Source organism: Bacillus sp. AF23, assembly GCF_020861455.1.
In the GTDB taxonomy this organism is placed as follows: domain Bacteria; phylum Bacillota; class Bacilli; order Bacillales; family Bacillaceae; genus Bacillus; species Bacillus halotolerans.
The window spans coordinates 1-12,757 of sequence record NZ_JAJHVY010000017.1; the positions used below are offsets into that span (position 1 = coordinate 1).

Consider the following 12,757-nt stretch of genomic DNA (forward strand, 5'->3'; position numbering starts at 1 on the left):
ATTGGCTGTATAAAAGGTGTTTTGATCCCTGTCTCAAAAACGGGGGTCAGTCCCTTTATGGACGGGGCTTTTTCTTCTTATTGGTTCACGCTGTCTTTTTCATAAATCGGAACCCAGCCCTCAGATGTAACAAAGATCCGCACCGCCACAACTTTTCGATCCTCTTGAAGCGTGAAATAATGGCGGATATTTTCAGGTACCGAGATTAAATCTCCAGGGTTTAAACGGACATCAAAAAATGTGCCGTCCTTGCCTTGAATGACGAAAATTCCGTGTCCGCTTACAATAAAACGGACTTCATCGTCTGTATGGTGATGTTCTCTTTTAAAGTTTTCTAGCAGTTCATCCAGTTTCGGATTAGCGTCAGACAGAGAAATAACATCTTGGGCTTTGTAGCCGCGGCGGGCTGAGATATCTTTAATTTCAGCGTCGAAGGTGTCAAGAATTTGCTGTTTTTCTTCTTCAGACAGGTCATATTTTTCTGAAAGCTGTTCAGGGAGCTTGGCGATATCCCATTGCTCATAGATCACCTCTTGGCTGTCCAGAAAGCTTGCCACTTCCTCTTGATTTTCAATCGTTGTATTTGCCTCATCATGAATTCGAATTGTTGCCATTTGCGTTTCCCCCTTTTATTTAACCAGCTGATGCTGGAGTGTTTTCAGCTTCAAATGATAGCTGAATAAAAATTCATATGCTTCAAGCACTCTTTTCGCTTCAAGTGCTGTTCTTCCCCAAGCAGTAATGCCATGGTTCCTGATCAGGACAGCTCCTGAATCTCCAGTAACCTGATCCGCGAAAAGCGTTGCGAGAGTCGGAATATGAGCCGGATTTTCTATAATTGGAATGGACACTTCTGCATTCTCTTCCCACAGGCCGAGCGCTTTTATAATTTCTTGGCCTTTAAAAGTAATTTGGTTTTGATCGCCATACAGCTCTGAGATGACGTTATTGTTGACCGTATGAACATGAAGACAGCATCCGGCATTTGTTTTATTGTACAGATGCGTATGCAAAAGCGTTTCCGCTGACGGTTTCAGATGATGCCCCTTTTCGGCAGGCTCTCCGTTCTGATCCACCAACAGGAAGTCTTCATCCGTTTCTTTTCGTTTATCTTTTCCGCTCGCCGTTACGAGAAATTGCAATGGCTCATCAGAAACCTTGATGGACAGGTTGCCGCTGGTCGCCGGAAACCAATCTCTTTCTGCCAATTCCCGTTTTACTTCGGCAAGCTCGAGCCAGCGCTCTTGTTTTGCAGCCATTTCTTTACCTCCGTTACATCTTCAATCGCTTTCTTTATTTCGTGAAAATCATGGTATGGGATATGATTCAGATGATGCTCCTTGCATTCATTTAATAAATAATCCCTTGCAAAGCAAAGATCAGACAGCTTTGCCGCCTCTACATCGGTAACGGAGTCACCGATCATGATGATATATTGATCAGGCTCAGAAAGCTCGTTCATAACAGTCGGCTTGCAGCACCCGCATTGATTTGTGCATGTGCCTTTGCAAGAATGAGGCCAATCAATATGAATGAATTCGTTCTCAAATGACGCACGGTTGCAATAAATATGATCTTTCTCAACAATTCCTTCAAGCAGCGGATAGACAAAAAAGTCCATCCCCCCGCTTACGACATAAAACGGGAGTTCATGCTTGTTAACAAATGCGACAAATTCCCGAAAGCCGTCCCGGATTTTTGCGTCTTCTAATACGAATCTCGTAATCTCCTCTTTTAAGCAGCTCGGCAGAAGACCGAACATTCGTCCGACGCCTTCTTGGATTGACATCGTTTTGGAGAGCACGCCGTCTTTTAACGCCGTCCACTCCGGCGGAGCGAATGTTTTCATAATGTTTATAATGTTGTCGTTCATCGTGATGGTTCCATCAAAATCACATATAATTAACGGTTTTTGAGTCGTCATACGGCTTCAGCCTTTCCCCATTTATCAAGCGCAAGCTTCAAATCTTCGCATTGACCGGCTTTTTCTTCAATCGGCTGCGCCTCCAAAACCGCATCAATAATAGCTCTGAACGCTTTGCCCCCGCCTTGGGCGCCGTTTGGATGTCCGTGTATGCCTCCTCCGGCGTTAATAATATGATCAATGCCAAAATCACGCATGAGAAGCGGAACCATCCCAGGGTGAATACCGGCGGACGGAACGGCAAATGTCTGGTTAAAGGCATCTTCTCTCACGCATTCTTCATGAATCGCCAGCGCGTCTTCTTTCGGAAGCGCAACTGAGCCATATGGAGAAGGAAACAGACTGAAGTCAGCGCCGCAATATCGGTTTAATTTTCCGAGCAAAAGGGCATGGGAAAACCCGTACAACGGTGAGGATGTAAATGCCCCGCTGACTGCCGGATGCGCCATAATGGGGATTGATACGTCCGGATCTTCCGCAAGGCTTTGCATGACGTCCAAACCGTAAGCGAAGACATTCAATAAAAGCGCATCCGCTCCCAATTCAGCGGCGCGTCTTGCTTTATCTATAAGCTCAGCTGTTCTTCCAGTCAAATTCACTGCATACAGCGTTTTATGGCCGGTCTGCTCGTATGTTTCTTTCAAAATTTGTTTTCCCTCTGTAATTCTTGTTTCAAAAGGTGCTAAACCCGTCTCAAAGAAAATTTCATCGTCTTTGATTACGTCAACCCCGCCTAGCGCCTGCTGCCTGAGCTGTTCTTTAATATCACTCAGGTCCCTTCCGATGACCCCTTTAAAAATGCTCATTAACAGCGGTCTTTCAAACTCTCCAAGCATCTTCCGGATGCCGTATACGCCAAACTTCGGACCCGGAAGTGTTCGCTTAAACGCTTCAGAAAATTCGAGATCTATTAACTTGATTTTTCCGTCCAGCGACAGCTTGCCAAACACAGTTGTCAGCAATGCCGGAATATCCTGTGAGAAATTTACCTCGGGATAGGCAATTGTGATAACCGCTTGTTTCCCTGATGCAAGATGTCCCTCTCTCTCCTCGACTTTTACAACCCGTCCCTTATGCTTTTGCATCTGCTCCTGCTTCACCAGAGGCAGATCAGTCCAAGAGCCCACCGTCAATCCTGTTGCGATTTGTTCTGCTTTTTTCTCCGTGTCGGCTCCCGGCTCGGTCAGGAGATATGTTGCTAATAATTCACTCATGCCAGAGCTCCTTTCATTTTTTAACCATATAAAAAACCTCTTCAAACAGCTATGCGTCTAAAGAGGTTTCGTTTCTCGTCCGAATCTTATCTCTCAGCCGCCAGCTGCAAGAATTAGCACCGTGCTTTACAAGTCGGTTGCCGGGCTTCATCGGGCTCGTCCCTCTGCCTGCTCTTGATAAGAAAATATAGATTTGATAAATTATTTTGAATTATCCCACCGTTAAAGAATCTTGTCAATGCTTTTTTGGGTAAACAGGTTTAGTTTGCCAATTCGATGAGCTGCTTCTTTAAGCCTGGCTTCACTCGTTAAGAGCCCCACTCTGACATACCCCTCGCCATATTCACCAAAGCCGTTTCCTGCTGCAACCGCCACATTCGCTTTTTCAAGCAAGAGATCTGAGAATTGCTCAGAGCTATAGCCTTCAGGCACCGGCAGCCATGCAAAAAATGAACCCGCAGGCGCTGTTACATCCCAGCCGATTTCCCGGCATGCTGCTATCCAAGCGTTGCGCCTGCTTTCATATCGGGCATTTTGCTCCGCTACGCATGTCTGCTCAGATAAAAGTGCCGCCTCGGCAGCCTGCTGGGTTGCTTTGAAAAGACTGACAAACATATGGTCTTGATAAAGATTGATCGCTTCAATGACCGAGGCGTTACCAACTGCAAAACCGATCCGCCAGCCCGCCATATTATATGTTTTGGACAGCGTGTAAATTTCTATTCCGATATCCTTGGCGCCTTCAGTCTGCAAAAAGCTTAAAGGCTTGTGTCCTTCAAAGCCGACTGCACCGTAAGCAAAATCATGGACCACACAGATTTCGTTTTCTTTCGCAAAACTCACCGTTTCTCCAAAAAATTCCGCGGTAGCGACGGCTCCAGTCGGATTATTCGGATAATTCAAGTACATCAATTTCGCTTGTTCTCTTACGTCAGGCGAAATGCATGCGTATTCAGGAAGAAACGCATTTTCCTTAGTGAGCGGCATCATTTCCATTTTCGCTTTCGCAAGCGTGACACCGGACCAATAATCTGGATAGCCGGGGTCAGGAACCAAAATCGTATCCCCCGGATTTAGCAGGCATTGCGGCAGCTCGACAAGACCGGCTTTCCCGCCGAATAATACGGCTACTTCAGTTTCCGGATCAAGCTGAACGCCGTATTCTCTGTTATAAAATGCCGCCGCTGCTGATTTCAGACTGTGCGAACCTCGAAATGAGGAGTATTTATGATTTTCAGGCTGAGCAACGGCTCGCTTCATTTCCTCCACAATATGCTCGGGCGTCGGCTGATCCGGATTTCCCTGCCCCAAATTGATGACATCATGTCCTTCCTTCAGCTTTCGGTTCACTTTCTGCACAAGAGAAGCAAAGAATTGTTTAGGCAGTTCCTGCAGCAATTGAGAATGTTCAAATTTCATCTGTTTTCACCTTCTAAAAAAATCTTGAAATGATAGTCCAGTATCATATATGGTTAAATGAAAAAAGTAAAGAAAAATATGGGGTGTTAAAAAATGAAATGGACCATATCTTGTCTTCAATTTGATATTTCATACGGAAAACCTTCTGAAAATATAAAAAAGGCTGAATCTTTAATCGGAAAAGAGAGTAAAAATGCTGACGTTCTTGTTCTCCCTGAATTATGGACGACTGGTTACGACCTTGCCAATCTTGATCAGCTTGCTGATGAAGACGGACTCACTGCTCAAAGCTGGCTGCAAAAAACCGCAAAAAAACACGGGGTTCATATTGTCGCAGGATCTGTTGCTGTCAGAAAGGGTTCTGATGTTTATAATACAATGTTCATCGCAGATAAGGAAGGACGAATCATTAAAGAGTACAGCAAAGCCCATCTTTTTCAGCTGATGGATGAGCATGTGTATTTATCAGCCGGTTCCGAGGACGGATACTTCGAGCTTGAAGGCGTCAAAAGCTCAGGACTGATCTGTTATGATATCCGTTTTCCGGAATGGATCAGAAAACATACGACTAAAGGCGCTAACGTGGTGTTCATTTCCGCGGAATGGCCTCTGCCCCGCCTTGATCATTGGAAAAGCCTGCTTATTGCGAGGGCCATTGAGAATCAATGCTTTGTCGCCGCCTGCAATTGCACAGGATCTAATCCCGATAATGAATTCGCCGGGCACAGCATGATTATTGACCCTTGGGGACGCATATTGGCCGAGGGCGGCCGTGAAGAAGGCAGTGTCAGAGCGGAAATTGACCTTCAAGAAAGCGTTGAGGTGCGGGGAAAAATTCCTGTTTTCGATGATATCAGAAAAGATTTATATTAAAAAATATATTGACAATTCAATCACACACCTGTTACTATGTTCATCAACTGATAAATTAGAATTGTTTAACAAGTGAATATATTCTCTTATCGAGAGTTGGGCGAGGGATTGGCCTTTTGACCCCAACAGCAACCGACCGTAATTCCATTGTGAAATGGGGCGCATCTTCTTGGCGCCGAGACTGAAGTCTCGTAAGGCACGGTGCTAATTCCATCAGATTTGATCTGAGAGATAAGAGAGGCGGAACATGATTGTTAAGCCTCCTTCTCTCTGAGAAGGAGGCTTTTTTACGGCCATTCGCGGCACACATAACAAGATAGTACATAACTGGAGGTAATGACGATGGCAGTCACAAAAACACCTTTATACGAAACGTTAAATGAAAGCTCCGCTGTCGCACTGGCGGTGAAACTCGGCTTATTTCAAAGCAAAAGCACACTGACATGCCAGGAGATCGGCGACGGAAATTTAAACTACGTCTTTCATATTTATGACCAAGAAAACGACAGGGCTTTGATCATTAAACAGGCGGTTCCTTATGCAAAAGTTGTCGGGGAAAGCTGGCCGCTGACAATCGATCGGGCAAGAATCGAAAGCAGCGCACTGATCCGCCAGGGTGAACACGTCCCTCACCTCGTACCGAGAGTTTACTATTCAGATACTGAATTGGCGGTTACGGTCATGGAGGATCTTTCACATCTGAAGATCGCTAGAAAAGGACTTCTTGAAGGTGAAAATTATCCAAATCTGTCACGAGACATTGGCGAATTTTTAGGAAAAACGCTTTTTTACTCTTCTGATTACGCACTTGAACCTAAGGTGAAAAAACAGCTTGTTAAACAATTTACAAATCCTGAGCTCTGCGATATTACTGAAAGACTCGTATTTACAGATCCTTTCTTTGATCATGATACAAATGAATTTGAGGAAGAGCTTCGTCCATATGTTGAAAAGCTTTGGAAAAATGACAAGATTAAAGTTGAAGCGGCTAAGCTGAAAAAGTCATTTTTAACATCTGCCGAAACGCTGATTCATGGCGATCTGCATACAGGAAGCATTTTTGCCAGCGAGCTTGAGACAAAGGTGATCGATCCTGAATTCGCTTTTTACGGGCCAATCGGTTTTGATGTTGGCCAATTTATCGCCAACTTATTGTTAAATGCACTCAGCCGTGACGGTGCTGATCGAGAGCCATTATATGAACATGTAAAACAAGTTTGGGGCACGTTTCAAACAACATTCAGTGAAGCCTGGGAGAAAAACAGTCTCGATGTGTATGCCAAAATCGACGGTTATCTCGCTGATACGCTCAGCCATATTTTTGAGGAGACAATTGGGTTTGCCGGCTGCGAACTGATACGCCGCACCATCGGCCTTGCCCATGTGGCAGATCTGGATACAATTTTACCGTTTGATAAACGAATCGAAAGAAAACGGCTGGCGCTGGAAACCGGTGCTGCCTTCATCGAAAAACGTTCACAATTAAAAACCATAACGGATGTTATTGAATGTTTTAAGTTACTTGTAAAGGAATGATTCACCCATGACCAATTCATTTGCTGTTCCGCGTTCTGTTGAATGGAAAGAAACAGCCATTAAGATTTTAAATCAGCAAAAGCTTCCTGATGTTACGGAATATTTGGAGCTGACAACGAAAGAAGAAGTATTTGACGCGATTGTCTCACTTAAAGTTAGAGGAGCCCCGGCGATCGGGATTACGGCAGCATTTGGGCTCGCGCTGGCGGCAAAAAACATCGAAACTGGTGATGTGGCGGAATTCCGCTGCGAATTGGATAACATCAAAAATTATTTGAACAGTTCAAGGCCGACAGCAATCAATTTATCATGGGCGCTCGAAAGACTGAGCCATTCAATTCAAAACGCCATTTCTGTAAATGAAGCAAAAACCAATCTTGTCCATGAAGCGATTCAGATTCAAGTGGAGGATGAAGAAACGTGCCGTATGATCGGCCAAAACGCGCTTCAGCTTTTCAAAAAAGGCGACAAGATTATGACAATCTGCAATGCCGGTTCTATCGCGACAAGCCGCTATGGAACCGCGCTTGCCCCGTTTTATTTGGCGAAACAAAAGGATTTGGGGCTTCATATTTATGCTTGTGAAACCAGACCGGTTCTTCAAGGTTCACGGCTTACGGCTTGGGAACTGATGCAGGGCGGTATTGACGTCACTCTGATTACGGACAGCATGGCAGCCCATACAATGAAAGAAAAACAAATTTCTGCCGTCATCGTCGGCGCGGACCGAATTGCAAAGAACGGAGATACCGCGAATAAAATTGGCACTTACGGACTTGCTATTTTAGCAAACGCCTTCGATATTCCGTTTTTTGTAGCAGCACCTTTATCTACTTTTGACACAAGAGTAAAAAGCGGGGCTGATATCCCAATAGAGGAACGGGACCCCGAAGAAGTCAGGAACATTTCCGGCGTCCGAACCGCTCCGGCTGAAGTGCCTGTCTTTAATCCTGCTTTTGATATTACACCACACCATCTGATTTCTGGGATCATCACTGAAAAAGGGATTATGACCGGTTCCTATGAAGAAGAAATTGAACAGCTGTTTACAGGCGAAAAGGTTCATTAAAAAACCGCTGAAGACTTTGCTCATATTGGGCCGAGTCAGCGGTTTTTTTGTTTGCTCATATTCATATCGATTATTTCATCTTTTTGAGCGCTGGATAAGATATGCAGTTTTACAAGCAGCTCGGCAAAAACGGCAATTTTCTCAGAGCGGCTCGGCTTCAATTGCTTTGTCCTCCTCTTTCATCAGACCAACTTTTTTAACTTAGTAAAATCATATGTCGGCGGCGAAAAAAGGGAACGTGCCATATGTTTTATTTTTCTTTATAGGAGATTTGCTCGATGCTAAGCAAATAAGCTTTGATGTCAGTTTTGCTTCCGGCATACCCTGTTAACGTGCTGTTTTTGCCGATCACTCTGTGGCACGGGACAAATATCGGCAGGTCATTTCGTTTATTTGCCTGTCCGACAGCGCGCACCGCTTTCGGACTTCCGACCGCTACGGCAATGTCAGCATAGCTTCGTGATTCGCCATACGGAATCATGGCAAGCGCCTCCCATACTTTTTGCTGAAAAGGCGTGCCCTTTTGGCTCAATGGCAGTGAGAATATCTTTCTTTCTCCCGCAAAATATTCGTGAAGCTGCTTTTTCGCTTCTGCCAAAAAAGCCGTCTCCAACTGCTCCGTATTCCCAACGGATTCTTTCCACTGCATCAAATCTTCCTTACTGAGGAAGAGACGGGTGATGCTGCCTTCTTCCTCGGCAATCGCGAACTCCCCGAGCGGCGTTTCCGCTGTCGTATAGTAATTCATTCCTCTAACCTTCTTTCTTCAAAATTCTGCCTGACGGGAAGTGTAAGATGAAAAACAGTCCCCTTTCCTTCTTCACTTTCCACCATTATTTTGCCTTGATGTTCTTCAATAATTTTATAGCTTACCATAAGCCCGAGTCCAGTTCCCCGTTCCTTTGTTGTATAAAACGGTTCTCCGAGACGCTTTAATTTGTCCTCTGTGATTCCGACTCCTTCGTCTTTCAAAGATATAAGTATATGATCTTGATCAGCTTTTTTGATCGTCACATAAATATTGCCGCCATCAGGCATGACTTCGATGGCGTTCTTTAATATATTGATAAAAACCTGTTTCAGCTGATTCGGTTCACAGTATATCGGCGGAATGTCGCCGACTAAATCCAGATGCATTTGTACGTTGCTGAGATTGGCTTGCGCGTTAAGAAGGTCTAATGTGTCTTTCATAATTTGTGTCACATGTTTTTCCTCATACATGATAGCCTGGGGCTTGGCTAAAATTAAAAACTCTGTGATGATGGATTCGATGCGCTTTAATTCTGAGGTGATGACGTTGAAGTAAAGTGAATAGTCTCCCTCCACACTCCCTTTCAGGAGCTGAATGAAGCCTTTAAGAGCTGTCATTGGATTTCTGATTTCGTGAGCGATGCCGGCAGCGAGTTCTCCAACGACATGGAGAGTATCAGATTTGCGAAGACGCTCTTCCAGTTCTTTTCGCTCTGTGACATCTTTAAAGATAGCCAGGTTCATATTTTGAATAATATTTCGTTTAAATGAAAATTCTAGTTTTCGATTATCATTGCTGCTCAGCAAAAATGGAATCTCATTGTCCATTTCATCGAAATTAATCTGCCTTGCCGGCGATGCCAGATTTTCTATTTCATAGGAAGAAATAATATCAAGCAGGCTGTGTTTTTTCAGTTCTTCATGCGGCAGGCCCAAAATATTGCTCGCTAACGGGTTGGCGTCGATGATTCGGTACTGATTGTCGAATAATACGTTGCCGTCCATTGAGCCGTTGAACACTTTTCTGAATTTGAGCTCGCTTTCCCGAAGCTCCTTTTCCATCCGCTTTCGGTCACTGACATTTCTTAAAATTGTTAAGTGCTGGTTTTCAAGTATTGTCCGCTTTGAAGTAAATTCAAGCTCTTTGAACTGCCCGTTACCCATTTGAAACAGCATCTCTTCCCTAATCTCACCGTATTTTGCATATTTTCTCTTCGTCAAGCTGTATTTCTGCTGAGAGTCTACGAGAAAATCACACAGCTTTCTTTTTAACAGCAAATTCATCGGCAGTTCAAAAATTTTACAGGCTGACTGATTGGCCTTAACGATTCTTCCGTCATTCGACCAGATGATAATGGCGTCCATGGCGTTTTCAAAAATTTCTCTGAAGCGCTCCTCACTTTTAAATAGCTGGAGCTCCATGGACCTCTTCTCTGTGATATCCCGCATAATCGACATATAAAAACCGCTGATGATGTTAGACGTAATCGTAAATTCAAACAGCTTCTGATCTCCTGAACGAAGCCTGACAGGCAGCTCGCCTTTTGCTTTTCCCTTTCGATAAAGCGTGTGCCAAATGTTATCGAAATCTTTTCGCGATCCGCTGTCTATGAATTGATACAGCGACAAATGTGACAGCTCATTCTGGTCGATTTCAAAGCTTTTGCAAAAGGACAGATTGGCATCAATAAAGCCGCCGTCTTTATCAAATAAAACGATTCCGTCGACAGCTCTGTCAAACAAGTCCTTAAAAAGCTGTTCATTCATGGAAAATTCCCGTTCCAAAATTTTCTTTGAAGAAATGTCTCTCATAACGACAAAAAAGAAATCCTCGCCAATCCCTCTTTTGGCAAGAAACTCAATATATTTTGTCGCTCCGCTGTCCAGCCTGATCGGAACCTCCTTCCACAGAAAACCTTTCTTAAAAAACTTCTTTACGGAAAGGTCCAGCTCATCCTTTGGAATAGAAAACAAAAAATCAAAAACGGAACGCTTTTTCAAACCTTCCGCATCTACTTGAAGCATCCTCGCTGTTGCTTCATTTGCCTGCACGATTTTCATTTCATTATCGCATATAAAAATAGCATCGAGCGTATTGTTCACAATCACTTGATGCTGATGTAATTCCTTTTTCAGCCGATCATTTTCTTGTTTGAGGCGCTTCAGTTCCTCTTTCAGATCTGAATTTGTCTCGACATTGAGAGTTTCCATGCGTAAACACTCCTTCTTCAAAACCTATCCCTCAATATTTCTACATATTGCATGAACTTCCTTCATTCGCCCTATACATTTCAGAAAATTTCAGCGTGATTACATAAAGAAGACATTTTCAACGATCCTTACCGTCACTTTACATCGTCCTAACAATCAGACGTTTTTTCAAATCCTTTTTGATCTTTTATTTTAAAATAAATACCAACAGGGAATAATCTTTTAGTGACTGATTTAAAGAGAAGGTGATGCTATGAGTAAATCGCGAGACAGTTATTTTGACAATGCAAAATTCTTATTGATATTCCTTGTTGTTTTCGGTCATATTCTTCGATCTTTTATTCATGATAACAATTTTATGCTCTACCTCTACAAGTTCATTTACACGTTCCACATGCCTGCCTTTATTCTTGTATCCGGTTATTTCGCCAAAGGTTTTAAACGCGCCGGATATGTGAAAAAGCTGGCGGTTAAGCTGATTATTCCATATTTGATTTTCCAAAGCATCTATTCCGTCTTTTATTACATTATTCAAGACGAAAGCATGACAAATGTGAATCCGATTGATCCGCAATGGTCGTTATGGTTTCTGGTAAGCTTATTTTTCTGGAATATCCTGCTCTATCCTTTTTCAAAGCTTTCTAAGCATTGGGCGCTGTTTGTCAGCTGCGGCATCGCCGTGCTGATCGGCTATCTCGACTTTGTCAGCAGCACACTGAGCCTGTCCCGGACATTTGTATTCTTACCGATGTTCCTGGTCGGATTTTACTCGAATAAACATCACTTTGATTTACTGAGATCAAAACGAGGCAAACAGATTGCGCTCGGTGTGCTCGCCGCCGTATTTGTCATCTGCTGGGGCATCGATTTTGACTATTCATGGCTGTTCGGCTCTAAGCCGTACTCATCATTTGGCGATGTCACCTTGGCAAGCGGCCTCTCCCGAATCGGCTGGTATGTACTTTCCTTTGCGGCAACCTTTAGCTTTTTAGCGCTTGTTCCGCAAAAACGCTATTTCTTTACGAAGTGGGGAACAAGGACATTTTACGTATACCTGCTTCACGGATTTATCATTAAAACACTCAGGCAAGTCGGGCTTGAGGATGGACTCACTGACTATCAAAACTTAGTCATCCTGCTGCTCTTAACTGCAGCCCTTACCTCCATTCTCTCAAGCAATTTCGTCAAAACGGTTGCTCAGCCGTTCATTGAATTGAGAATGACAGGCTTGCTGCAGCTAGTCAGAGGAAGCAGCAAAAATGCCTATTTAAAATAGCTTAACACCTCTTAAGCGGCATGCCGCCTAAGAGGTGTTTTTTATTTTTGTTTTTTCTCTTTTTTCTTTTTCGGCTTTGTTACTTCAAGGGTTTCAATGATTTTCCCGGCGTTGTAATCCCCAAGCTCACTTGAGAATTCTTCCTCAAGCACCTTCTTATTCATCGGCTTTTTATGATTCTGCATGTCTTTGCTGTGCTGGTTCTTTTTCAAGATCACGCGCCTCCTTGCTGACCTTGTTTGGAATTGCGATTGGCCCCTCGGAAATTCGGGTCGTCGTGATATTGAGTCTTATATGCATTTCTGTCCATACTCTCAGTCGGTGTATTGTTATTTTTTATGGCTTCATTGACCTCAGCCTTACGTTTCATAGAAATCCTCCTCGCCAGTATTTCTAATTTTTATTTCGCTTGAAAATGCAGGCCAGCTGATTAACTGCAGCTGTTTATATTAGGTTCTCCAACTGGTGCCGGGTCACACATCTTT

Annotated in this window: 14 protein-coding genes and 2 riboswitches; of the genes, 4 read left to right on the forward strand and 10 right to left on the reverse strand. The window is 43.7% G+C overall.

Features of this window, described 5'->3' with window-relative positions:
* Positions 1–77: 77 nt before the first annotated feature.
* The 5 genes from mtnD to LNN34_RS08730 form a co-directional block, all read right to left on the reverse strand.
* Positions 78–614 carry an acireductone dioxygenase gene (gene mtnD / locus LNN34_RS08710; protein WP_044156131.1) on the reverse strand — a complete coding sequence of 179 codons (537 nt, stop codon included), beginning with the start codon at positions 612–614 and terminating at the stop codon, positions 78–80.
* A gap of 15 nt (positions 615–629) precedes the next feature.
* Entirely contained in the window at positions 630–1,259 is a 630-nt protein-coding gene (locus tag LNN34_RS08715) for a methylthioribulose 1-phosphate dehydratase (RefSeq protein ID WP_044156132.1), read from the reverse strand.
* Positions 1,217–1,924: a 2-hydroxy-3-keto-5-methylthiopentenyl-1-phosphate phosphatase gene (gene mtnX, locus LNN34_RS08720; RefSeq protein WP_202663691.1), complete on the reverse strand. Its 708-nt coding sequence runs from the start codon at positions 1,922–1,924 to the stop codon at positions 1,217–1,219. The genes LNN34_RS08715 and mtnX overlap by 43 nt, the downstream gene beginning before the upstream one ends.
* Positions 1,921–3,138, reverse strand: a complete 1,218-nt coding sequence (mtnW, locus tag LNN34_RS08725) for a 2,3-diketo-5-methylthiopentyl-1-phosphate enolase (protein WP_101865228.1) — start codon at positions 3,136–3,138, stop codon at positions 1,921–1,923. The genes mtnX and mtnW overlap by 4 nt, the downstream gene beginning before the upstream one ends.
* Before the next feature lie 83 nt (positions 3,139–3,221).
* Positions 3,222–3,322, reverse strand: a riboswitch (SAM riboswitch).
* A 38-nt stretch (positions 3,323–3,360) separates the two neighbouring features.
* On the reverse strand, positions 3,361–4,557 hold the full coding sequence (locus LNN34_RS08730) for a pyridoxal phosphate-dependent aminotransferase (protein ID WP_229043104.1): 1,197 nt from the start codon (positions 4,555–4,557) through the stop codon (positions 3,361–3,363).
* A gap of 93 nt (positions 4,558–4,650) precedes the next feature.
* Between LNN34_RS08730 and LNN34_RS08735 the strand changes: the two genes are divergently transcribed.
* From LNN34_RS08735 to mtnA, 3 genes are all read left to right on the forward strand, one after another.
* The gene (locus LNN34_RS08735) at positions 4,651–5,430 is read left to right on the forward strand and encodes a carbon-nitrogen family hydrolase (RefSeq protein WP_229043105.1); all 780 of its coding nucleotides are present in this window, start codon (positions 4,651–4,653) and stop codon (positions 5,428–5,430) included.
* Positions 5,431–5,513: 83 nt separating this feature from the next.
* A riboswitch (SAM riboswitch) is annotated at positions 5,514–5,668 on the forward strand.
* 104 nt (positions 5,669–5,772) lie between these two features.
* Positions 5,773–6,966: an S-methyl-5-thioribose kinase gene (mtnK, locus tag LNN34_RS08740; protein ID WP_059292894.1), complete on the forward strand. Its 1,194-nt coding sequence runs from the start codon at positions 5,773–5,775 to the stop codon at positions 6,964–6,966.
* A gap of 7 nt (positions 6,967–6,973) precedes the next feature.
* Complete coding sequence (gene mtnA, locus LNN34_RS08745) at positions 6,974–8,035, forward strand: S-methyl-5-thioribose-1-phosphate isomerase (protein WP_229043106.1); 1,062 nt, start codon at positions 6,974–6,976, stop codon at positions 8,033–8,035.
* A gap of 35 nt (positions 8,036–8,070) precedes the next feature.
* Here mtnA and LNN34_RS08750 read toward each other — a convergent pair whose 3' ends face one another.
* From LNN34_RS08750 to LNN34_RS08760, 3 genes are all read right to left on the reverse strand, one after another.
* Positions 8,071–8,196 carry a hypothetical protein gene (locus LNN34_RS08750; protein WP_024121158.1) on the reverse strand — a complete coding sequence of 42 codons (126 nt, stop codon included), beginning with the start codon at positions 8,194–8,196 and terminating at the stop codon, positions 8,071–8,073.
* An 89-nt stretch (positions 8,197–8,285) separates the two neighbouring features.
* Complete coding sequence (locus LNN34_RS08755; RefSeq protein ID WP_059292896.1) at positions 8,286–8,783, reverse strand: methylated-DNA--[protein]-cysteine S-methyltransferase; 498 nt, start codon at positions 8,781–8,783, stop codon at positions 8,286–8,288.
* Entirely contained in the window at positions 8,780–10,996 is a 2,217-nt protein-coding gene (locus tag LNN34_RS08760; protein ID WP_059292897.1) for a PAS domain-containing sensor histidine kinase, read from the reverse strand. The genes LNN34_RS08755 and LNN34_RS08760 overlap by 4 nt, the downstream gene beginning before the upstream one ends.
* Before the next feature lie 253 nt (positions 10,997–11,249).
* On the opposite strand from LNN34_RS08760, the gene LNN34_RS08765 reads away from it, so the two are divergent.
* Positions 11,250–12,272, forward strand: coding sequence for an acyltransferase family protein (locus tag LNN34_RS08765; protein WP_044156141.1), 1,023 nt, complete (start codon positions 11,250–11,252; stop codon positions 12,270–12,272).
* A 41-nt stretch (positions 12,273–12,313) separates the two neighbouring features.
* Here the strand turns inward: LNN34_RS08765 and LNN34_RS08770 are convergent, their stop codons facing one another.
* Both LNN34_RS08770 and LNN34_RS08775 read right to left on the reverse strand, forming a co-directional pair.
* Positions 12,314–12,484, reverse strand: coding sequence for a hypothetical protein (locus tag LNN34_RS08770; RefSeq protein WP_024121154.1), 171 nt, complete (start codon positions 12,482–12,484; stop codon positions 12,314–12,316).
* Between the two features lie 2 nt (positions 12,485–12,486).
* Entirely contained in the window at positions 12,487–12,642 is a 156-nt protein-coding gene (locus LNN34_RS08775) for a hypothetical protein (protein ID WP_010333992.1), read from the reverse strand.
* Positions 12,643–12,757: the final 115 nt, after the last annotated feature.